This is a genomic window from Bacillus sp. GW821-FHT11D08, from assembly GCF_058808515.1.
The window spans coordinates 119,634-141,027 of sequence record NZ_JBXARS010000008.1 but is presented as its reverse complement, the minus strand read 5'-3'; the positions used below and the strand labels follow the sequence as shown (position 1 = coordinate 141,027).

22 protein-coding genes, 2 pseudogenes and 1 other annotated feature are annotated in these 21,394 nt (G+C 47.8%); of the genes and pseudogenes, 6 read left to right on the top strand and 18 right to left on the bottom strand.

Translation table 11 applies throughout. The features are described from left to right. Positions 1 to 181 precede the first annotated feature (181 nt). Positions 182 to 1,582, bottom strand: a complete 1,401-nt coding sequence (locus AC1RRX_RS16105; protein ID WP_144464855.1) for a YcdB/YcdC domain-containing protein — start codon at positions 1,580 to 1,582, stop codon at positions 182 to 184. A 126-nt stretch (positions 1,583 to 1,708) separates the two neighbouring features. On the opposite strand from AC1RRX_RS16105, the gene AC1RRX_RS16100 reads away from it, so the two are divergent. Further along, on the top strand, positions 1,709 to 2,704 hold the full coding sequence (locus AC1RRX_RS16100) for a DUF5105 domain-containing protein (RefSeq protein ID WP_015416740.1): 996 nt from the start codon (positions 1,709 to 1,711) through the stop codon (positions 2,702 to 2,704). A gap of 43 nt (positions 2,705 to 2,747) precedes the next feature. On the opposite strand, the gene AC1RRX_RS16095 is transcribed toward AC1RRX_RS16100, so the two are convergent. From AC1RRX_RS16095 to AC1RRX_RS16080, 4 genes are all read right to left on the bottom strand, one after another. Next, positions 2,748 to 3,680, bottom strand: coding sequence for an aldo/keto reductase (locus AC1RRX_RS16095; RefSeq protein WP_144464853.1), 933 nt, complete (start codon positions 3,678 to 3,680; stop codon positions 2,748 to 2,750). A 130-nt stretch (positions 3,681 to 3,810) separates the two neighbouring features. After that, the gene (locus AC1RRX_RS16090) at positions 3,811 to 4,881 is read right to left on the bottom strand and encodes a helix-turn-helix domain-containing protein (RefSeq protein WP_015416739.1); all 1,071 of its coding nucleotides are present in this window, start codon (positions 4,879 to 4,881) and stop codon (positions 3,811 to 3,813) included. 136 nt (positions 4,882 to 5,017) lie between these two features. Next, complete coding sequence (gene estA / locus AC1RRX_RS16085) at positions 5,018 to 5,662, bottom strand: lipase EstA (RefSeq protein WP_007409033.1); 645 nt, start codon at positions 5,660 to 5,662, stop codon at positions 5,018 to 5,020. A 195-nt stretch (positions 5,663 to 5,857) separates the two neighbouring features. Further along, the gene (locus tag AC1RRX_RS16080) at positions 5,858 to 6,973 is read right to left on the bottom strand and encodes a type II asparaginase (RefSeq protein WP_144464851.1); all 1,116 of its coding nucleotides are present in this window, start codon (positions 6,971 to 6,973) and stop codon (positions 5,858 to 5,860) included. Between the two features lie 177 nt (positions 6,974 to 7,150). Between AC1RRX_RS16080 and lmrA the strand changes: the two genes are divergently transcribed. Both lmrA and lmr(B) read left to right on the top strand, forming a co-directional pair. Next, the gene (lmrA, locus tag AC1RRX_RS16075) at positions 7,151 to 7,717 is read left to right on the top strand and encodes a transcriptional regulator LmrA (RefSeq protein ID WP_007409030.1); all 567 of its coding nucleotides are present in this window, start codon (positions 7,151 to 7,153) and stop codon (positions 7,715 to 7,717) included. A gap of 36 nt (positions 7,718 to 7,753) precedes the next feature. After that, positions 7,754 to 9,193, top strand: coding sequence for a lincomycin efflux MFS transporter Lmr(B) (gene lmr(B) / locus AC1RRX_RS16070; RefSeq protein ID WP_032865253.1), 1,440 nt, complete (start codon positions 7,754 to 7,756; stop codon positions 9,191 to 9,193). 35 nt (positions 9,194 to 9,228) lie between these two features. On the opposite strand, the gene AC1RRX_RS16065 is transcribed toward lmr(B), so the two are convergent. Beyond that, a complete protein-coding gene (locus AC1RRX_RS16065; RefSeq protein ID WP_053104611.1) occupies positions 9,229 to 10,356 on the bottom strand; it encodes an aminotransferase class V-fold PLP-dependent enzyme in 1,128 nt (375 codons plus the stop codon). A 71-nt stretch (positions 10,357 to 10,427) separates the two neighbouring features. On the opposite strand from AC1RRX_RS16065, the gene pcp reads away from it, so the two are divergent. After that, positions 10,428 to 11,075 (top strand): pyroglutamyl-peptidase I, encoded by a 648-nt coding sequence (pcp, locus tag AC1RRX_RS16060; RefSeq protein WP_144464849.1) that lies wholly within the window; start codon positions 10,428 to 10,430, stop codon positions 11,073 to 11,075. On the opposite strand, the gene tatC is transcribed toward pcp, so the two are convergent. From tatC to AC1RRX_RS16040, 4 genes are all read right to left on the bottom strand, one after another. Continuing rightward, the gene (tatC, locus tag AC1RRX_RS16055; protein WP_033575134.1) at positions 11,072 to 11,797 is read right to left on the bottom strand and encodes a twin-arginine translocase subunit TatC; all 726 of its coding nucleotides are present in this window, start codon (positions 11,795 to 11,797) and stop codon (positions 11,072 to 11,074) included. The two genes, pcp and tatC, sit on opposite strands and share 4 nt — an antisense overlap. A gap of 61 nt (positions 11,798 to 11,858) precedes the next feature. Beyond that, positions 11,859 to 12,056, bottom strand: coding sequence for a twin-arginine translocase TatA/TatE family subunit (locus AC1RRX_RS16050; protein ID WP_003156681.1), 198 nt, complete (start codon positions 12,054 to 12,056; stop codon positions 11,859 to 11,861). A 12-nt stretch (positions 12,057 to 12,068) separates the two neighbouring features. Beyond that, positions 12,069 to 13,820 carry an alkaline phosphatase PhoD gene (phoD, locus tag AC1RRX_RS16045; protein WP_033575133.1) on the bottom strand — a complete coding sequence of 584 codons (1,752 nt, stop codon included), beginning with the start codon at positions 13,818 to 13,820 and terminating at the stop codon, positions 12,069 to 12,071. A gap of 263 nt (positions 13,821 to 14,083) precedes the next feature. Beyond that, entirely contained in the window at positions 14,084 to 14,512 is a 429-nt protein-coding gene (locus tag AC1RRX_RS16040) for a cell wall hydrolase (RefSeq protein WP_011996267.1), read from the bottom strand. Between the two features lie 153 nt (positions 14,513 to 14,665). Here AC1RRX_RS16040 and AC1RRX_RS16035 point away from each other — a divergent pair, with 153 nt between their 5' ends. Further along, complete coding sequence (locus tag AC1RRX_RS16035) at positions 14,666 to 15,049, top strand: DUF2512 family protein (protein WP_003156684.1); 384 nt, start codon at positions 14,666 to 14,668, stop codon at positions 15,047 to 15,049. Between the two features lie 63 nt (positions 15,050 to 15,112). Here the strand turns inward: AC1RRX_RS16035 and AC1RRX_RS16030 are convergent, their stop codons facing one another. From AC1RRX_RS16030 to AC1RRX_RS16015, 4 genes are all read right to left on the bottom strand, one after another. Then, positions 15,113 to 15,451 carry a thioredoxin family protein gene (locus tag AC1RRX_RS16030; RefSeq protein ID WP_007409022.1) on the bottom strand — a complete coding sequence of 113 codons (339 nt, stop codon included), beginning with the start codon at positions 15,449 to 15,451 and terminating at the stop codon, positions 15,113 to 15,115. Between the two features lie 179 nt (positions 15,452 to 15,630). Next, positions 15,631 to 16,020, bottom strand: coding sequence for a DoxX family protein (locus AC1RRX_RS16025; RefSeq protein WP_007609195.1), 390 nt, complete (start codon positions 16,018 to 16,020; stop codon positions 15,631 to 15,633). A 131-nt stretch (positions 16,021 to 16,151) separates the two neighbouring features. Further along, a complete protein-coding gene (locus AC1RRX_RS16020; protein WP_144464846.1) occupies positions 16,152 to 17,090 on the bottom strand; it encodes a ring-cleaving dioxygenase in 939 nt (312 codons plus the stop codon). A gap of 24 nt (positions 17,091 to 17,114) precedes the next feature. Beyond that, the gene (locus tag AC1RRX_RS16015) at positions 17,115 to 17,735 is read right to left on the bottom strand and encodes a nitroreductase family protein (RefSeq protein ID WP_144464891.1); all 621 of its coding nucleotides are present in this window, start codon (positions 17,733 to 17,735) and stop codon (positions 17,115 to 17,117) included. Between the two features lie 428 nt (positions 17,736 to 18,163). On the opposite strand from AC1RRX_RS16015, the gene AC1RRX_RS16010 reads away from it, so the two are divergent. Next, positions 18,164 to 19,057: a cation diffusion facilitator family transporter gene (locus AC1RRX_RS16010; protein WP_007409018.1), complete on the top strand. Its 894-nt coding sequence runs from the start codon at positions 18,164 to 18,166 to the stop codon at positions 19,055 to 19,057. Between the two features lie 144 nt (positions 19,058 to 19,201). Here AC1RRX_RS16010 and AC1RRX_RS16005 read toward each other — a convergent pair. The 4 genes and pseudogenes from AC1RRX_RS16005 to glnL all read right to left on the bottom strand — a co-directional run. Further along, a pseudogene (locus AC1RRX_RS16005) lies at positions 19,202 to 19,395 on the bottom strand (transposase); the annotation flags it as partial. Between the two features lie 114 nt (positions 19,396 to 19,509). Then, entirely contained in the window at positions 19,510 to 19,674 is a 165-nt protein-coding gene (gene rtpA, locus AC1RRX_RS16000; RefSeq protein ID WP_007409016.1) for an anti-TRAP protein, read from the bottom strand. An 86-nt stretch (positions 19,675 to 19,760) separates the two neighbouring features. Continuing rightward, positions 19,761 to 20,011, bottom strand: a binding site (T-box leader). A 48-nt stretch (positions 20,012 to 20,059) separates the two neighbouring features. Then, a pseudogene (locus AC1RRX_RS15995) lies at positions 20,060 to 20,440 on the bottom strand (phosphotransferase); the annotation flags it as partial. A gap of 5 nt (positions 20,441 to 20,445) precedes the next feature. Next, positions 20,446 to 21,393, bottom strand: coding sequence for a glutamine utilization two-component system response regulator GlnL (gene glnL / locus AC1RRX_RS15990; RefSeq protein WP_007409014.1), 948 nt, complete (start codon positions 21,391 to 21,393; stop codon positions 20,446 to 20,448). Between the last annotated feature and the right edge of the window lies 1 nt (position 21,394).

Genomic DNA, 21,394 nt, shown 5'->3' with positions numbered 1-21,394 from the left:
GAGTGTATAAAAAAGAACTGTTTTTTATTATATAAAAACGTCCTTATCCTTTTAAAGGGAAGAAAGTGCCTTTTATGTGTCTATTTTTAGCAAAGAGGGAAAAGAGCCGTATTCAGAGCGGCACTTTTTCATACAAATGTCACATTCCCCGTGAAAGCCCCGGGACGAACGCCCATGACCTTCAGCCTATTAAACTCGTGATCGCTTCCCCTGTATGAGCCTCAATAAACCGCGGGAAAACCGGCTTGTATACGAGCCTGTACACTTTTCCGCAGCTGTCGTCATCGTAACAACGATCCCAAGCGAGCTCGGCTTTGATGGCCCGGCGGATCGCGTCCTTCGCCTCTTCCATTGTCAATGAAGGAACGGGATCGATTTCCTCGAGCTCTTTCGGATCAATTTCCGGCGGCATATAAAAAGTGACAAGACCCGTCTTTTTGCTGACACAGATTCTTCCCTCTCCGAATCGCAAATCAACGCCGCCCGAACAAGCCTTATATGTAAGTCCCACGTTTTCTCCTTCATCATCCGGTTCATCATATTGAACCCGGAAATACTGATCCGCTTCCGGAAACATGGCGAATAAAAAGCGGATGGCCATGTGATGGCATTCTTCCTCGGAAAACACCGATTCACCTTCAACTTTTATAAATGACATCACCCCGGTGAGCCGGCCCGATTCTTTATCATATCTTGTTTTCAATACGTGTTCATTCCGTTCTTTAAACAGACTTTCAAAGCTTTTATCTTCCCGCACGGATTTTGTTTTTTCAGGACGCCAGGCAATGCCGATACAGCCCTCTCCAAGATCGCTTTCCCTCTCTTTATAAAAACCGTCGTGCAGCCCGATCATGTCATTGATGCTCATCTTTTCCGCTTCAGGTGCAGGGCATGAAATCGGGACATACGGCCGCGTGCCGTCTTCCAGCTCTTCATATTCGTCTAATTCTGCATTCTCTTCCTTCAGGTCGGCCGATATCGGCCGCGTCGGAGACACGATTTCATAGACGAGATGGGGCTTGTCATCCCCCTGCACATAGACGGACTGATGCAGGACGGTGAACAACAGCTCTGCTTCAATATGTTTGACAAAGTGAGCCAATGCTTCCCGCTTGTCCGCAATTGTCTCCGGTCTTAACAGATCATCGGCCTTCCCATGGTAAGAAAAGCCGGTTACTTCCCCTGTCACAGCCAGGTCGATGTAAAACCCGGTCAGCGGAAGCGGCAGACCGTCAGCCATCTGAACATAGGAATATCTCACATCGCCATCATTTGCGGGTCCGTTTTTTTCCGGTTCAAACTCAGCCAATGCCCCCGGACGATGGGTTTCTAAAAACGCCCGCATCCGTTCTTCTATGTCCGATTCCGAAAGAGCCGGCAGATCAGTCTGGAAAGCCGGACGGGATAAGTATTTCAGTTTTCCTTCCCGGTCTAATTCGACCATGATGCCGGCTTGCGGATCATTCTTATCTTCCCACCAAAACAGAACCTCATCTTCCTGGTATTCTTCCACATTACTCTCGTAGCGGGCAGGTACGTTTCCGATTCGGAGAGCCAGCTGTTTCAATTCTTCTTTATTCATCATAACACTTCCTTTTCTTCCAAAAAGATTGATGATTACCAAGACTCTTTTATACAAAACTAGTATAATTAACCTGTCTGTCTTCATGACTATCGAATTAATCATTAACAACAGGGGGTAAACCAGATGTCCATCAAAAAAATGAGCGCCGTGTTTTTCATTCTGCTTCTCACGGCATTTACCGCCGCATGCAGCAGCGAAACGAGCGGCGGCCAGGAAAGCAGCACGGCGAAAGTGAAAATAAAAGAGACGGCATGGGCCGCTTCAGACGATACTGAACATCCGGCCGCGCTGAAAGTAACGGTCACCGTCAAAAATACGGGCAAAGACCCGCTTACCGTCAAAAGCAGCGACTTCTCACTTTATCAGGATGACGCGAAAACAGCCAAGGCCGATAAGGAAGATTTGATGCAGAGCGGCACGCTTCATGCCGGTAAGACAGTGACGGGCAATCTGTACTTCACGGCTGACGAAGGCAAATCCTATGAATTGGTATATCAGCCGCAGGCAAAAGACGCGAAGCCTTTATCTTATAAACTGAAAGTCAAAGGCACAGCCTCCAACGCAAAACCTGACCCGGCGGACGCATTATCCGCATACATTGATGTGATGCTGTACGGCAAGCACAATAAAGATTTCACCCGCCTGACCGGTGTAAATGAAAAAATGACGGCCGCCGCATATCAGGAATCGGCGAAAGCCAGCTTTATCGCTTCTGCAGGCATTTCACAAGAACAGGCGGATTCAAAAGCCATTTCCGCTATTATTGACGCCATGTCATCAGCGCTTCGGGATAACACAGAGCTCAAGGTGCATACCAAATCCATGTCAGGCAAAAAAGCCGTCCTTGAAGCAAAAGTGACGCCGCTTGATATGTCTCCGCTTGCGGGCCAGCTGCAAGACCGCGTGCAAGACTATGCCGGAAAGCACCCTGATGCTGATGAAAACGAAATTGTCAGCCACCTGCTTTCTGTCTATCCGGAAGAGTTTATGCGCCTGAAACCGGCTTCTTCTTCTGTTACAAGAGAAATTGAGATGAAGAAAAACGCCCGCGGCCAGTGGTATCTGGATACAGACGCCGATCTGGAAGGATTGACAGAAGCGTTTTTGAAAACGTCCTGACAACAAGAAAGGAAATAGCGCAGGCTATTTCCTTTTTTTATTTTCACTTAAAGATGTCACTGATATATTGAACCTCATCCTCGGTTAACTGCACATGAAGCGCGTCCAGATTGTGTTTCAGCTGGTCGGGGCGTTTGGCTCCGGGAATGATCGCATCCACCGCCGGCTGCGACAGAAGCCATGCGAGTGCGATATGCGCTGTCTGCGCCCCTTTTTCCTCCGCAACGGCCCGAAGCTTATCCACTCGCTCCAGATTTTGGTGAAAAGCTTCTCCCTGAAACGGCGGCCTGTTCTTTCGTCTGTCCTCAAAGACTGTGTCTTTTGTAAACTTTCCCGTCAGCAAGCCGGAAGCAAGCGGAAAATAAGGAATAAAGGAAATGCCGTTCTTTTCACAATAAGGCAGCAGATCATGCTCCGCCTCACGCTGAATCAGTGAATATTCCGATTGAAAAACCTCTAAATAGCCGTCGGCGTTAAACTCCTGCAATTGCCGGAAGCTGAGATTGGACGCGCCGATTGCTCTGATTTTCCCTTCGTCCTTCAGTTCTTTTAGCGTGCCCGCCACTTCGGAGAGCGGTGTTTTGCCGTCAGGGAAGTGGACGTAATACAAATCAATCACGTCTGTTTTCAGCCGCTTCAGGCTGTTTTCCGCCTCACTCCGGAGAAATTCACGGCTGTTGTCCAGCTCGATTTGTCCGTTGACTTCTTTATGCGCGCCTTTTGACGCAATCACGAGGCTGTCCCGCACGCCGCGCTCTGCGACAACTTCACCGATTAACTCTTCGGAACGCCCCAAACCGTATATAAACGCCGTATCAATAAAATTGACGCCGCCGTCCAATGCTGTGCGGATGAGTTCTTTTCCCGTTTCATCATTAAGATTCGGAAACAGATTATGTCCTCCGACCGCATTTGCGCCAAAACCGATACGCTTTACCCGTAAATCCGTCCTGCCCAGCGTACGTGTCTCATCCATGGCTCAGGCTCCCTTCTTTTTATCGCTCTGTTTAGTATTAGATAGACGGTAAGAATTATCCTGCCTGAGAGCCTATCTACAGAAAAAACCTTGAAAAGCGTTTGCCCTTCAAGGTTTTTTTGGCTGTGTATTAAGATGTCAGAGCTGCGGCGAAGCGTTCGGCTTCATCCGTGAGAGCACCCTCGATTTCCTTATAGCGGCTGGAAATCGTTGAGGCGCTGACGCCGTACTTCTTCGCCAGCTTCGCTTGAGAAACGGACGCGCCGTTCAGAGAAATGCTGTTTACGTAATATTCGACCGCCGCCGCGAAAGCTTCAGGCTTTCTGATCGTCGGTGTTTTTTTGACACAGAACGTTTTCCACAGATCAATAACGGCCGGAACCAGCTCAGCCGGGTATTCATCCCCGCTCAGGCCTTTTTCAATGGCGTCTGCCGTTTCCTTCTCCATGTCGTTGGCCCACTCTGTCTGTTTTTCTTCAGCAGCCTGCTCAGGCTCTTCCGCCGTTCCTAAAAGAGCGGCCAGCACAATGTCGAAGTTGTCCTGCATAAAGCGCTCAGGCGATTTTCCTTCCGCAAGAGCCGGGGCAGCCGCCTTTTTCACTTTGCTGATTAGAGCTTCGGTCCGCTTCACAGGGAAGATCGTAAATTGCATGAAGAACTCCGCTTTTTCCGCTTCGTGGATCGGATAGCCGAGAATCAGGCTTCCCGCCGGCGGAAGATCCTGCTGGCTGACGTCCATTTCCACTTTGAATTGTTTTTTCGTCATCACATCTTCAAAGTGAATCATTCCTTCTTTCACATCTTCAAGCACCATAACGGCAGGTGTCATGCTTTTCCATGATTCAACGATTTCCCGTGTTTTCGGGCGGTTGATGCCGCCGGCTTTTTTCTGAAGATATTCTTCAAAAATCGTCTTGCCGCCTGCCAGCGGACGGAAGAAAATTCCCCAGATGCCGAGGTTGAAGACTCCGATGTCTTTTGTCTGTCTGTCCAGCTCCGTAATGAACGCGTGCTGGTTAATAAATGATGATATGCCGTCTCTATGTGCTGTAAAGGCGTACTCCATTAGGCTTTCCTGAATCTGTTTCGCTTCTTTTGCCGCGATGTCTGCCGGAATGGCAGCTTCTTTGCTTCCGCAGCATTTTTTATATTTCTTCCCGCTGCCGCATGGGCAAGGGGCATTTCTTTTCACTTTTCCCACAATAAACCCTCCGAATTCTGATATAACTTTATTATTTTAACAAAAATAACTTCAGAGGGCTTGGTTTACGGCGAAAAAAGAATATGGAAGAAAAAAAGACCCCGGGATATTCTCATTCTCCGGGGCTTTGAAACTGTTAATTTGTATTTTGTCCGCCGCCGTTCAGACCTTCTTTAATCAGCCCGTTTACTTGGCTGTTCATCAAAAGTCCGATGTGTCCGACACCGTGAATCTGCACGTTTTTCCCGCCGATCAGCCGTGACAGCGGGTTCAGGACGATTAAGTCCGCTGAGCTGTAAATCGATGTATATAAAATCTTTTGGTTCGGATCAGTCCCCGGAAGCGCCCGGTTGGTCACAAGGCCGTTCGCTCCGCCCAGTGTGACGACGTTTGCGATTTTGTCTCCGCCGTCAAGATTTTTAATGTAATAGAGCGTGTTGGCGCCGCCCATGCTGTGCGCGACGATATCGACTTTTTTCGCACCTGTTTCGCTGAGCACTTTTTTCACGTAATTGGACAGTCTCGGTGCATTGTGTCTGTTGTTTCCGGTTTTGTCCAGAAAATCAATGGCGTACATCTCATTTCTTGACCAGCCTTGGGATGCCAAGTACGTTTTGATTCCCGCGAAGTTAAAGGACGCCCCGCCGATTCCGTGGACCATGACAACCGGGTTATGCTCTGAGGAGGCTTTCGATACGGTCGGCTGGAAGGCAAATACGGAAATGACGGAGAGCATGCAGACTGTAAGGATCGCTAGGATTTTGCTTTTGATTTGTTTCATGAACTTTCCTCCTGTTATGTAATTTTTTGCAATTTTCATTTTATTAGAGAAGAAAAGGAAAAAATAGAGTATTTTTTACTGTTTTCAACAATTGAAAAAGAGGCGGAAAAATGAGAAAGACGCCCCTTTCCCGAAAGCACACTTATACTTTAATACGGCAAACAAAAAAAGGAGAGAACACCCGGTTCTCTTCTCCTAGTACTCATTGAAATAGGTTTGAATCCGCTTAGGGTCATGCGTTTTTGTCAGCGCGAGCATCAGCAGAATCCGCGCTTTTTGAGGGTTGAGAGAGTTTGAAGCTGTCAAATGGTCTTTTTCATACTCTCGATTAGGTGTTACCGTTCCGTTTCCCGTCCTTGTGGAGCGGACGACCGCCAGCCCGCTTTTGACCGACTTTACGGCGCCTTTTTGCGCCGCATCAGACATTGAGCCGTTTCCCGAGCCTGCAAAAATAATGCCTTGCGCCCCTGATTTTACGGCAGCTTCAAAGAGATAGCTTCCGTCATTTTGATAGCCGTATATAATATCGACTTGCGGCAGTTTATCAAGTTTATCTATCTTGAAATCTGTATCCTTCGTATGTTTTCGGGTCATGATGTTATTAAAATAGATGTCATCAGCAATTGTTCCGATATAACCCATTTCTTCCGATTTGAATGTGTCGGCCGCGGTTGTATTGGTTTTTGTCACATAGCGCGCCGAAGCGATTCTGTCATTTAATACGACAAGCGTCCCCTTACCTTTCGCATCAGGCGCAGCCGCTGTTTTTACAGCGTTATATAAGTTGGACGGCCCGTCTGCTCCGATCGCCGTGGACGGCCTCATTGACCCGGCGACAACAACGGGCTTGTCACTTTTGACCGTCAGATTGAGAAAGTAGGCGGTTTCCTCAAGTGTGTCTGTTCCATGTGTAATGACAATGCCGTCTGTATCATCAGACTTGAGCAGCTTGTTTACCCGTTTTGCAAGTTTCAGCAGTGTCTCGTTATTCATATTCTGGCTGCCGATATTCACAACCTGTTCTCCGCTCACATGCGCGACCTCTTTTATCTCCGGAACGGCCTGAATCAGGGCATCAACTCCGATTGCCCCCGCCGTGTACTCCGTAGCTGACGTCTTTGAAGGAGCAGCGCCTGCAATTGTGCCGCCGGCGGCAAGAATTTTAACATTCGGAAGTCCGTCTTTTTTCGCTGGGGCTGCGGCTGCCATCCGGGGCGGTGTTTCTTTCGCTTGAGGAGATTGGGAGCAGCCGGCCGCGATGAAGAGCAGAGCCGTGATAAATGTAATGAAGGGCATAAATTGTTTTTTCATTCTTTTCTCTCCTTTTCTTTATTTATGAAGATTTTCCTCTCACCGGTCAACGCGCTTGTCAGGCAACCTCCCGAAGAAAATAACCGTTAAAAAACCTTGACACCGTCATGTGAAATCAAGATAATAGACCAGTCACTATATTTTAAATTTGTCAAAAATCAGTAAGGTGGGAACATTATGAGCTATGGAGATTCTCGTGAAAAAATCCTCGCCGCGGCAACCAGGCTGTTTCAGCTTCAGGGGTATTACGGCACGGGGCTGAATCAGATTATTAAAGAAAGCGGTGCGCCGAAAGGTTCTCTTTACTATCATTTTCCGGACGGCAAAGAGCAGCTCGCCATTGAGGCTGTCAATGAAATGAGCCATTATATCCGTATGAAAATAAAAGAAAGCCTTGATGCCCATCCTGATCCTGCGGAAAGCATTCAAGCGTTTTTACAGGACTTATCAAGCCAATTCACATGTCCGGAAAACTTTGAAGGGTTTCCTGTCGGTTTACTGGCTGCCGAGACTGCTTTAAAGAGCGAAAAGCTCCAGCAGGCCTGTCAAAGCGCTTATCAGGAATGGGAGAATCTGTTCGCGGGCAAATTGAGATCAGCCGGTTTTTCTGATGAGAAAGCGGCGGAAATCAGCACTGTTTTAAATGCCATGATAGAAGGCGGCATCATTGTGTCCTTAGCCAAAAAAGACAAAATGCCGATCCTCCATATTTCTAAACAAATCCCGAACCTGCTGAAGACATAAAATACGAGAGACATGTACGTATAGAAAGAGAGGAGAATGATTTTGGAAAACGCTCAGCCTTCCAAACAATATAAAGTCATGCCGATCATGATTTCTTTACTGACGGCAGGGTTTATCGGCATGTTCAGTGAAACGGCGCTGAATATCGCCCTGACTGACCTGATGAAGGAGTTACATATCACTCCTGCGACCGTCCAGTGGCTGACGACGGGCTATCTGCTCGTTCTCGGTATTCTTGTCCCGGTATCGGGTCTGCTTTTGCAATGGTTTACGACGAGACAGCTGTTTATCGTTTCACTCGCTTTTTCCATTATCGGCACGCTGATTGCAGCGCTTGCACCGAGCTTTCCGTTTCTTTTGGCGGCAAGAATCGTGCAGGCTTTAGGAACCGGGCTGCTGCTGCCGCTGATGTTTAATACGATCCTCGTCATCTTCCCGCCGCATAAGCGCGGAGCGGCGATGGGGACGATCGGGCTTGTCATCATGTTCGCTCCTGCGATCGGTCCGACATTTTCAGGGCTTGTGTTAGAGCATTTGAACTGGCATTGGATTTTCTGGATTTCCCTGCCGTTTCTTGTGTTGGCTCTTTTATTCGGCATCGCCTACATGCAGAACGTGTCTGACATTACAAAACCGAAAATTGACGTGCTTTCCATTATTCTGTCTACAATCGGGTTTGGCGGCATCGTATTCGGATTCAGCAATGCGGGCGAAGGATCAGACGGCTGGTCAAGCCCGACGGTTATCGGTTCGCTCACTGTCGGTGCGATCGCGCTCATCTTATTTTCCATCAGGCAGCTGACAATGAAGCAGCCGATGATGAATCTGCGCGCTTTCCGCTATCCGATGTTTGTTCTCGGTGTCGTGATTGTGTTTATCTGTATGATGGTTATCTTATCGACAATGCTCCTCTTGCCTATGTATTTACAAAGCGGACTGATGCTGACGGCGTTTACGTCCGGGCTCATCCTGCTGCCGGGCGGTATTTTAAACGGCTTTATGTCTCCGGTGACGGGGCGCCTGTTTGACAAATACGGACCGAAGTGGCTTGTCATTCCCGGGTTTGTCATCACGGCCGCCGTACTTTGGTTTTTCTCAAACATTACCGGCACTTCAACGGCCATTCTCATCGTCGTGCTCCACACATGCTTGATGATCGGCATTTCCATGATCATGATGCCGGCGCAAACGAATGGCTTAAACCAGCTGCCGCCGGAATTTTACCCGGACGGAACGGCCATTATGAATACGCTCCAGCAGATGGCCGGCGCAATCGGCACTGCGGTGGCGGTCAGCATCATGGCAGCCGGGCAGAAGAATTATATGAGCACCGTGAAAAACCCGAATGATCCTTCCGCATACTCTCACGCGCTGATTGCGGGCGTCCAGCACGCCTTTATCTTCGCGATGATTGTCGCCGTTATCGGCTTGATCAGCGCTTTCTTTATGAAACGGGTCAAAGTGAATCACTCATAAGAAAACAGCAGGCTCCCCGTGAGTCTGCTGTTTTTTTATATATCGCGCGCTTCAGCCAGTTCATCAATCGCATACATCAGATCATCGGCCGTGTTATAGAAATGAGGCGCCAGCCGGATGATATGTCCGCTGGGTGCGCATACGATGTTTTTCCGCCTCAACAGCGCAGCCGTTTCCGCCGCTTTTTCATCCCGTATGGAAATCATGCCGGGTCTGTCATCGGCAGACGGCGGCCCTGTGAGATTCAATCCTTTTTCAGAAGCGTATTCATACGCAAATGCACTGAGTTTTTTTACTTCTTGGTGAATGCGGTCTGTGCCGGCATCGTTTACTAGAGATAAAGCCGCCTGTGCCGCATATATGCTGATAAATGCCGGGGTTCCGGTCTCAAAGCGTTTGGCTCCGTCCGCATAAGAAAAACGGGTTAAATCCAGCATCGACGCCCGCTGCTGCCCGAACCACCCGGTGACTTTCGGCTTCAGCCGTTCGGCAAGTTCCTTTCTGACATAAAGAAACGCCGTTCCCGGTATGCCGAGCATATACTTTCTCGCACCCGCGGCCAGCATATCAACTCCCCATTCTTTTACATCAATCGGGATGTGCCCCGCTGATTGATAAGCATCGACAAAAAGAAGCGATCCCTTCTTTGCGGATATCTCGGCAATGCGCTTCATATCCTGGACAAAACCGGACGTATATGACACATGGGGCACACAGGTGAAAAGCGTCTGTTCCGATATGTACGTCTCATACCGCTCTAACGGGATCATTCCATCTTCAGACGGCACGACTGAAAGCTCCATCTCAGTCTGTGCCTTCAAAATGTGGGCGATCGCCGGAAAATCCAATTCCGTATACACCGCCTGTTTCTTTCGGCAATCCGGTAAAGCGGAAACGACGGCAGAGACAGCAGCCGTTACTGAAGGTAAAACGGCGATTTCTTCAGGATGGGCGCCGATCAATTTCGCAAATTCACACCTTGCCTGCTCCGTTCGTCCAATGGCTTCTTCCCAGTTTCCGCCATGCTGAAGCAGGCTTTCCTGATAGTCATTGATCGCTTTTGAAACCGGCAGGGCAAGAGCGCTTTGAGAGCAGCTGGCGAGCATCGTATGTGTGCGGAGCGCCGGAAATAAAGATCGGTATTGCACCAGAGGCGAATTCAAGACGTGTTTCCCCCTTCGGCAGGAATATATGTCCATTATAGAGTATGGTAAAAAGAAAAGGAGGGTTTTATATGGAGAAAAAAGTATTGCTGACAGGCTTTGACCCCTTCGGCGGGGAAACGGTCAATCCTTCATGGGAAGCGGTCAAACGGCTGAATGGTGCCGCTGAGGGCCCCGCCTCTATCGTATCTGAACAAGTGCCAACCGTTTTTTATAAGTCTCTTGCCGTGCTGCGCGAGGCGATCAAAAAGCATCAGCCTGACATTATCATCTGTGTCGGACAGGCAGGCGGCAGAATGCAGATCACGCCGGAACGGGTCGCGATCAATCTCAATGAGGCGCGCATACCGGATAACGAAGGAAACCAGCCTGTCGGGGAAAACATTTCTCATGTCGGTCCCGCGGCCTATTGGACCGGCCTTCCGATCAAACGGATCGTTGAGGAAATCAAAAAGGAAGGCATTCCCGCGGCTGTATCCTACACGGCGGGGACATTTGTATGCAATCACCTCTTTTACGGGCTGATGGATGAAATCAGCCGCCATCATCCGCACACCCGCGGCGGGTTTATACACATCCCGTACATTCCGGAGCAAACCTTGCAAAAGTCTGCGCCGAGCCTCAGCCTGGATCTCGTGACAAAAGCGCTCAAAATCGCCGCGGTGACCGCCGCGGCGCATGAGGACGATATTGAGACCGGCGGAGGCGAACTTCACTAAGCTGCAGACGCCGCCTCGGCCCATTTCTTCCGGTAAACGATGCGGGACAGCGTCACACTGATTTCATAGAGGACGAGCAGCGGAATCATGACGAGAAAGTCAGACATAAAATCCGGAGGCGTAATCAGCACCGAGACGACGATCAGCACAAAATACGAAAGCTTCCGCGCCTTTGCCAGCCGGGTTGGATTCACGATTCCGAGCCGTGTCAGAAACATGACGGCCAGAGGCATTTCAAACAAAAATCCGAACGGCAATGTAAGATTCAGCATAAAGGTAAAATACTTGTCCGCCGTAAATACCATGTCAAAATGGCCGGCGGATAATTGTGTTAAAAATCCGAGCACAATCGGAAACAGCACAAAATACCCGAAGGAAATTCCGATAATAAACAAAACCGAAAGCCCCGGAATGTAAAGCAAAGCGGCGCGGCGTTCAAACGGGGTCAAGGCCGGCGCCGTAAAACGCCAGAGCTGAAAGGCCGCAACCGGAATCGTTGCCGTAAGGGCACATATTCCCGCAATCATCATATACACCCATAAAATCTCACTCGGCCCTAAAACGGCCAGCCTGCCATCCAAATCCTTGATCAGCCAGTCATAAATATCCTGCACAAACCAGCAGGCGCCGATAAAAAACACGAGAAAGGCGATAACGGTTTTAATGAGACGCTGCCGGACTTCCTCTAAATGCCCGATCAAGTGGGTTTCTTTTTTATCCAATCGTACATCCTCCTTATAGAGAAAGAGGCAGAAGCGGATTCGTCTGCCCCCATGTCAGGATTCAGCCTGCCGTTTTGTCTTTCTCAGCCGTCTGCTTGTCCGGCTCTTCATTTGAGACCAGTGTTTTTGCGGCGCTTTTAAATTCAAGCAGCGTGCGGCCGGCGGCACGGCCGATTTCCGGAAGCTTTGAAGGCCCGAAAATGATGAGAGCGATGACGAAGATCAGGATCAACCCGGGAATGCCGATATTAGAAAACATGAGTGTGCCTCCTTATTGTGAGATTTTGGCCCGTTTCTTTCTCATTTGCTTTTCATGCGCATTGTTATGGGCGAAGAAACGATCCTCTTCCACCTCATTTGACTGCTTTACACCGCCTGCAACCGCAGCTTGAGAGACCTTCCGAATCCCCGTCTGGTCTTTCTGATAAATGAATGAAGCCCGCGTGGATACCTCAGCCCCCGGCTCCGTCACGTACGGCACCACTCTGTAATCCGCTCTCCATTGGGCAGGGGTCACCGTACAGCGGACATAGCCGCGGTAATCGTTGAAAAACTTAATATGCGGGTTTTGTTTTAAGATCTGATCCGTATCGGCCCGTTTATCCGCTCCGTTTCCTCCAGATGTAATGGAAGTTCCGACGAATTCGGCTCCGAAAATCTTTGAATTCGTTTGATTAAAATCGGTATGCAGGTTTGACGCCCAGCTTGCGTGAACATCACCCGTCAGCACGATGACATTGTTCAGGTTTTTGCTTTTTATAAAATTGATGACCCGCTCCCGCTGAGCCGGGTAGCCGTCCCATGAATCCATGCTGTATATCGGATTGGCGGTTGTTCCGAAATTCCATTGCGCGAAAAAGATTTGCTGCGCCAGCACATTCCACTTCGCTTTCGAGGCGGCTAAATTTCCGAAGAGCCATTGCTCCTGTTCTGTCCCCATCAATGTACGCTTCGGATCTCTCCACTCATCAGAAGGCGGCTTATTCCCGTCGCCGTTGGCCTGATCATCTCTGTACTGTCTTGTATCAAGCACATTGAACGATGCTAAATTGCCATAAGAAAATTGCCTGTACAGCCGCATATCAGGACCGTTCGGCAATGACATGCGCCTGAGCGGCATGTGTTCATAATAAGCCTGATAAGCTGCGGCCCTCCTGAGCACAAACGCTTCAACGGATTGGCCTTTTTCAGGGATAATATTGGCATAATTGTTTTCCACCTCATGATCGTCCCACGTCACGACCCACGGAAATGCGGCGTGGGCGGCTTTCAGATTGGCATCAGAGCGGTATTGGGCATGACGGTTGCGGTAATCTGACAGTGTATACACTTCAGCGCTGCTGTGCGTCCTGACATTTCCCGTTTTTGACACATATTCGTTCGGTCCGTATTCATAAATGTAATCTCCGAGATGGAACACGAGATCAAGCTTTTCCTTCGCCATATGTTTATACGCCGTATAATAGCCGTGTTCATACTGCTGGCATGAAGCAAATGCAAACGTCATGGCGGATACGTCAGCACCGGGAGCGGGCAGCGTTTTCGTCCGGCCGACGGGACTGAGCTCATGCCCGCTTTTAAACCGGTAATAGTACACTTTATTGGGCTTGAGCCCGTCCGCCTCGACATGGACGGAGTGTCCGAGATTCGGCTTGGCCATTTCCGTTCCGCGTTTGACAATGTGACGAAAATGTTCATCAGCGGCGATTTCCCATTTTACCGGCACGGCCTGCTTCGGCATGCCGCCCCCATTCAGCGGGTCAGGGGCAAGACGCGTCCAGAGAATGACGCTGTCAGACAGCGGGTCGCCGGAAGCTACGCCGAGGGTGAACGGATAGTTTGAAAATTTCGGAGCGGCATTCACTTCAAACGCGCCGATGGATTGCGCGATCGCTAACCCGAGGGAAAGACCGGCGATTTTCCCGGCGCCCTGTATAAATGCGCGGCGGTCAAACGTATTGTTCTGAAAGCTTTTGTTCTCCAATTCCTTGATCCATTCATCTAAACGGCCGTCATGTGTCATGTCAGTTCCCCTTTCGTCTCATTGATCGCCCTTATTATAAAAAAGAAATGTTAAACCGCTATGAAGAAGTGTGAAGGGTTTGTAAGGCTGAAAAATGGACGGCGGGAGACATTTTTCACATTGTTTCGACAAACCTTGCCCCGCCGGGAGAAAACCCCCTCTGTTTCTTTTTGGCTTGTCATCCGTCAAGCGAACTTTTTTCCTATTTTTCTTCACAAGAAATTAAAAAAGCACCGTTCATTCTCAGAACGGTGCGCCCGGGATTAAAATGTATTGTACACGTTTTCGCACGTTTCACCTGTCGGCTGATAGAAGCAGTGGGATTTGAATCTCGCGACAAACGGCTGATCATACCAAGTCGGCGGGCAGTTTCCCGGCGGCTTAAAATACCACAGACTGAACTTAGCCGGCCAAAACCGTTCTCCGTTAATCGTCCGGCGGGCAAGCCTCCGCTCGGATTCACGCGGTCTCTGGTAAAAGTATCCGTGAGTCACCGCTTCAAACGCGTGCGGCTGAAACACCATCTGCCTGATGGTGCGCAGGCCTTTAAAATCAGAACAATTCGCCCGCACCCGATTGATTCCCACATTGCCGACCAAAAGCATTCCCTGCTTCCCTTCGCCTTCCGCTTCCGCCCTGAGCAGCCTTGCCATTAGATCCAGATCGGCGCTCGACGCTTTTACGACTGCCATCATGACACCTCCCGTATTTTCTCCCTTCATCATATTCAGCCGCGGCCCAGTGATGACAGACAAAAGCCAGAAAACAAATGTTCACGAAAAAAGGGTTTATATTTCACGTTATGAGGAAACATATTAACATGATTTCCATAAGGAGGAATTCGCATGGAACACATTAAAGCGCTTGCCATTAAAGGCATTATGACCATCATTATTCTGTATCTGATACTCGGCTTAGGTTTTCGCTTTACATTCGGCGACGTGCTGCTGATGACCATTGTGCTGGGAGCCGTTTCCTACTTTACGGGCGACCTGTACGTGCTTCCGAGATGGAATAATATCACGGCGGCGTCCGCTGATTTCGGAATCGCGTTTCTTGTTGTCTGGCTGATGGGAATGCCGCTGTCCATGGGCATTTCCGGAGGAAGACTGGCGTTTGCCGCTCTTATTTCCGCCGTCATCATCGCCGTCGGAGAATATTTTTTCCATATCTATCTGATGAGAAAAGACTTGGGCGGGTCCCGTTTTTTAGAACCCCGGTCCGAATAACGTAAAAAAGGCCGGATAAAAGCCCCTTTAAAGGGGGCTTTTTATTTGTAAAGTATAAACGCTTTATACATCTTGATATAACTGATAAACCCTTTTCAGCCTTTCTTCGAGCTGTTCAAAATGAACAAAGCGGGCTTCTCTCAGAAACTCAGTCCCATCAATGAACAAAAGAAGCACGGGAACAGTGAAGACTGAAAATCTGCCGGCCACCTCTTCTACCTCGTCAGCATTGATATGCCCCAATTTGATATTCGGAAACTGATCCAATACTTTTCTGAGCTGCGGCAGAACAGCGTGACATACTGTACAGGCGGGTCTTGAAATGTAGATAAAACTGAATTGATGCTGTTTAATAAAATTCTCGATAGAATCTAATGAATGTAATTCTGCCATCTCTTTCAACAAAACCCTCCTCCAAATCGGCTCGTCTTTCATGACCAAGCTCATCAATACTCTTACATTCACTATACACATTTATATTGAACATATCCGCTTTTTTGCTATTCAGAGCACCTGAACGTTGTGCTTAAAAAATAAAAGAACAGTTACCGCTTTTCAGTAACTGTTCTTAGATACTTATATTAAAAATGCAAAGCGTACGCCCCTGAACCGATGAGTGCAACTCCGATGGAGACTGCAATCAGCACCAAGTTATATTCAAAACCGCCGGCACCGTTGGCAAATCCTTTCGCTCCATGGACTTTTACGATGGCACCTAACATAATAATCGTTATAATAGCAGCTCCGAGCGGGAGGAAAACACCTAAAATAAATAGAATTCCGCTTGCGAGTTCCCCGAGACCTGATAAAGCGGCCGCGGCATTGCCTGGTTTAACTCCAATTGACTCGAACCATTGTCCGGTTCCTTTAATTCCGTATCCGCCAAACCAGCCGAATAATTTTTGTGATCCATAAAACAGAAACACCACACCAATCATGATTCGAATAAGTAATAGTCCTGCATCTTCCATTTTTATCTCTCCTTATTTTTCATATTATATGATGTCTGCAAGGCAGCTGTTTACCAACAGTCGCTTCCAGCAAACATCTGTTAAATGTATGTCTTTTTATTTTTTCTTCATGCTTCACGTTCATCTATCAATCAATCTAATTCTCTCACTTCAAACGGCAGCAGCCCTTGTTCAATTTGTGCCCGGTGCGGTTCATACTGCTCAGGGAGCATCAGTTTTCCGCCCATTGTTTCTTGTGACTCATCATGGGCAAAGCCCGGCGGATCAGTTGCGATCTCAAATAAGATTTCCCCATGTTCTCTGAAGTAAACCGCATTAAAATAGTTTCTATCCTGAACAGGAGTCACACCATATCCGTGCGCAGCAATGAACCTTTGCCAATCTAATTGATCTTCGTCATCCTGAGCCCGCCAAGCGATGTGATGGACCGTGCCGACACCCATTTGCCCGCGGCCGATAGGCGTTAACTTAAGGTCAATCACATTTCCGATATCACCGGCAGAACGATAACGAACGAAGTCTCCTTCTTTACCGACTCGCTCAAGCCCCATGATGATTTCTAGCAATTCACCTGTTTTTTCAGGCTGTGCTGATAACAGGGTTGCACCGCCAAAGCCTTTAATGGCAACATCCGGGGTTACATCTCCGAAAGTCCACGTATTGGCCTCCCCTGCTTCTCTTTCCACGATTTCTAAATGCAGGCCATGCGGGTCATCAAATTCTATATATTGTTCTCCAAAACGCTCGATTTTTGTGTATGGAATGTTGAACTTTTCAAGTCTCTTTTCCCAAAACGCCATGGCACCCTTCGGCACGACGTAAGATGTCACGCCAACCTGTCCGTCTCCAATGATGCCTTGGCGGGCGCCCGCCCACGGAAAGAATGTGATGATTGTTCCCGGCTTCCCGCCTTCATCCCCAAAATAAAGGTGATACGTACCCGGATCATCAAAATTGACCGTTTGCTTGACCAATCGCAGCCCCAGCACTCCAGCGTAGAAATCAGCATTCTCTTGAGGGTGACCGACAATTGCTGTAATATGATGGATGCCCATCGTTTTTTTCGCCATTTTTATTTGCTCCTTTACAAATAGTTAAATATACTCCACAAACTCATTCACAGGCTTTCGGTAGCCGCGCGGCCTTCTGCTTTCTATTTTTTCTTTCCCGATTGTAATCATCATGACGACCTCAAATTGATCATCTATCTTCAAAATCTGTTTCACGGCTTCAGCATCAAACCCTATCATCGGACAGGTGTCCCAGCCTTTTTCCTTAGCACTCAGCATAAACATCATCGCAGAAAGTGAAGCATTTCTTATCGCCTCATCTCTCTTAAATGGTTCTCCTTTGTTATCATAAAACGAAACGGTGTCTTGAACCATGTGATCATACTCTTGTTTATTTAATACCCCCAGCATCTTCAATCCTTCATAGATGTCAGCCGCTTGCTGATATGCCTGCTTATCCCCTAAAACCAAAAGAACAGCTGATGAGCTAAACACTTTATATTGTCCGTTTGCGGCCTGTTTCAGCTTTTCTTTTACATCCGGGTCAAGAACCGCCACATATTTTGTATGCTGCAAATTAAAAGCTGATGGAGCCAACCCAACCAATTCAAACATTTCGTTGAGTTCATCTCTTGTGATTGGATGTTCTGGAAGAAAGTTGCTTGCAGATCTTCTTTCATTCACTAGCTGTACAAATTCAGCCATTTCTCTCGCACCCCTTTTATCTCGAATTCGAGATATTATCGTATAAAAAATCAAATAACGTATGATTAAAAAACGAAACGTTCTCTTCACTGATCTTTTCGTGATTCAAACGATCGGCAGGTTCTTATCCTGCACTCTAATTAAATTATCTTGAATTAAAAAATCTTGAATTCGAGATAATGATAAAAGATAAATACTCAAATGTCAACAGTTCTTTTTTTAATTCAGCCCCAATTTGTCTGTGTACTGTTTAGCCCTGCTCCAACTTTTTTTCTGTCACCTTATTTATTAGTAAACAGGAAACAACCTTGCTATAGACCCACTCGAAACTGAATTGGTACGATAAGCAAAGTGATTACACAAGAAAGGATACGGAGAGCGAATCAAAAGCGCCTCTATTTTTTTGTGCAGTTTTATAGGAGGAAAAAATGACAAGTGAAAGAGAACAAATAAGCAAAAAAGTTGCTTTGATTGCATTGATAGCCAATCTGATCTTAATGGCAGGAAAGATCTTTTTTGGACTGATAGGCGATAGTGAAGCAGTTTTTGCCGACGGTATACATTCTGCAGCGGATGTCGCGGCTTCAATTGCTGTCCTGGCCGTCATCGGCATTTCTAATAAGCCGCCCGATCAAGACCATCCTTTCGGGCATGGCAAAGCTGAGGTCATCAGCGAAGCGATTGTAGGAATCATATTAGTGCTCGTTTCCGTGTATATTCTGATAGAAGCGATTTCGTCCTTTGTTGAAGGTCCAAGCATCCCGCAATACAGCGCATTGTTTGCGGCTCTGATATCCTACGCGGCTAAGCAGATCTTATATCGTTATTCGATCAAACAAGGGGAAAAATGGAACAGTAAAGCGATTATAGCGATTGCATACGATCATAAAGGCGATATCGTTGCCTCTCTTGCCGCTTTTATCGGCGTCCTATTGGCGATTATCGGGAACACACGCGGATGGTCCTATCTGTTGTACGCCGATGCAATTGCCAGTGTCATCGTGGCGTACCTTATTTTTAAGATTTCAATGGAATTAATCAGGCCGTCTGTTGACGTTCTCATGGAAAAAAGTGTTGATCCCGAACTGATAGAGGAATATAAAGCCGTTATTTTGCATTGCCCTCAAGTCAAACGGCTCGATAAAATCCGAGCAAGAGAACACGGCCACTATAAATTGCTTGATGTCCGGTTATCTTTGGATCATGATTTGACGATTAAGCAGGGACACGATATTGCCCGCGAAATCCGAAATGAAATCCAAAGACACTTTTCAGATGTTGAAGAAGTGCTCATCCATGTGAATCCTTATTTTGAAGAATGAAAAAGCAGCTTGTAGAGAAAATGATGTTTTTCTACAAGCTTTTTTGTTTTGTGCTGTTTCTTTACATATTCATTTGATTTCAGGTGCAGAAAAAGCACTCCCACATGCCTAGCTTTGCTTGGCTGGGTATGTGGCAATCTTCAACATCATTTTGAATAAGATCAGCGGATCAAGTGAGGGGGGGCTTTATTTTCGCTGCAGTAAGGTTTGACCTTTTCAACGATGAAAGAGAAGTCTATGTATTTATCAATTTTTCGAAGAAGGTGATCCTCTTCGACGAGTTGGTCAAACAGAACGAATTCGGCTGTGTTTTGAGAAAAATTTCTTGTGTGGAACATGAGAAAGAAACCTTTTTTTCAGTCTTTCTTTTATTTTATGACAAGGGAAACATAAAGGCTGTCGAGGTTTTCTCGACAGCCTGAAGGCCGGATAACGGCCTTTTTCGTTTGATTTCACTGATCAATATGCTTTCTGATAAAATGCAGCAGCGTGTTTCCTTGAGCGGTCAATATGACGCCCTTCGCGCCGCACTTCGGACAGGGCGTCCCTTCTTTCTCCTCGCCGGTTCCTTCACAATGCGGACACGTGAGCTCAAGATCGTCGGTTGCGATCACCATGAATATCCCTCCTTTTTGATTGTCTGTCCGTCTCCAGTCACTTTCCATGGCCATCACCTCCTTAACAATACAAAAAACCCCGTCCATCAAAGGACGAGGTTTTCGCGGTGCCACCTTTATTAACGGCTGAAGAGCCATTCTCTCAAAAAGTACAGAAACACACGGTTTCAATACTCCTTTTTTGATAACGGGGAAAGAATCCCGGCACCGCCTACTGTCATTTCAGCGCAGCAATTCAGAAGCCCATTCGGCACCGGACGGGGATCGGTTCACAGCGGCCACCGGCTCTCTGAACCCCGCGCGCTGATGCGTACTTACTCTTCCTCAGCATTGTTCATCCGTTCTTTTATTTTAAAATGTATCATACGCTGTCATCCGGCGGAAGTCAATAACCTTTCGGATCGGTCAGGCCGAGCATGTCCCGCGCCATTTGCATATGCTCCTCTTGCCCCGTCTGAAGCGCGAACTTCGCCGTTTCCACAGGGTAAGCGGCCTGCCATTCTGTCACATGCTCCTGCATTTTCGGCCAGACGCGCCCGCCTTCAGCTTCGCAGCTCTTCATCAGCCGTTTTGTTTCTTTTTCTCCTAATATCACTTGATAAAGGACAAAATCCTTGGCCGGATCGGCAACCTTTGCCTCCGTCCAATCGAGGAGACCCGTCACACGCTGATTTTCGCCGATCAAAATATGCGGAGGATGCAAGTCGCCATGGATCAGCGCGGAAAAATCACTGTCATTTATCCACGTTTGCCATCTTTTCCAAAGCCAGCTTACCGGCTGCCTCCGCTGACAAATTTTGATCCTTCGCGTAAATCTTTCGCCTCCAAAAAGAAGACGTGAATGAATTTTTTCATATTCACTTTAACCGGAGAAAGCGGCACGGTTTCCTTAGCCTGCATTTCTTTCATTCTCTTGCTGACAGCGGGGAAATCAAAGAATTTCGAGGCGTAATATTCAAATTTGGGGTTTGAAAAATCAGTTGTGCCCAATGAAGCGAAATGGTTTAACGAATGAATGACGGCCCTTCTGATCCGCTGTTCCGAGGCTTTGATTTCCCTGTTAACCTCGGCTTGTGCCGCCGCAGGCCCCAGCTTTCGGATGGCGACGTTTGTAAACATCTGCTTTAAAGACGGGATGTTTCTTTCCGCCTGTTCATCCTCAAATAAATAGTGAAGGACGGCCATGAGGTCATGCGCCCCGCTTTCTCCCACGATGCCTAATTCCGATAAAAGAAATTTTCCTGTTTCTTTGATTGATTTCTCGTGCATCCCCCCCGGCCCGCTTTTTTTCGGCTCATTCCGCTGAATAAGACGGCTTAACGAGTGTTGGATGTCGCCGATCGAGGTTTCCAGTTCAATCCGCTCTTTTACTTTTCGCAAAACGGTGACGATCTCGATTTTGTTGATCGGTTTGTGGATAAAGTATTCGATGCCGAGAGAATAAGCTTCTCCCACCATTTCCTTTGCCTCCACCTGCGATATCATCACCGCTTTTCCGTTGTACGATCCCTGAAGATGCCGGATCGTCTCAATCCCGTCCCGACCCGGCATCAGCAGATCAATTAATAAAATATCGACTTGTTTAAAATGGAGATAATGCCCTTCAATCTGGCTTCCGTCCTCTGCCTCACCGACGACTTCTCCTAAGTCCTCGTCCTCGATCATCTGTTTTAAAATGGAACGGATCGCCCGGTCATCATCAGCTATAAAAAAACGCATA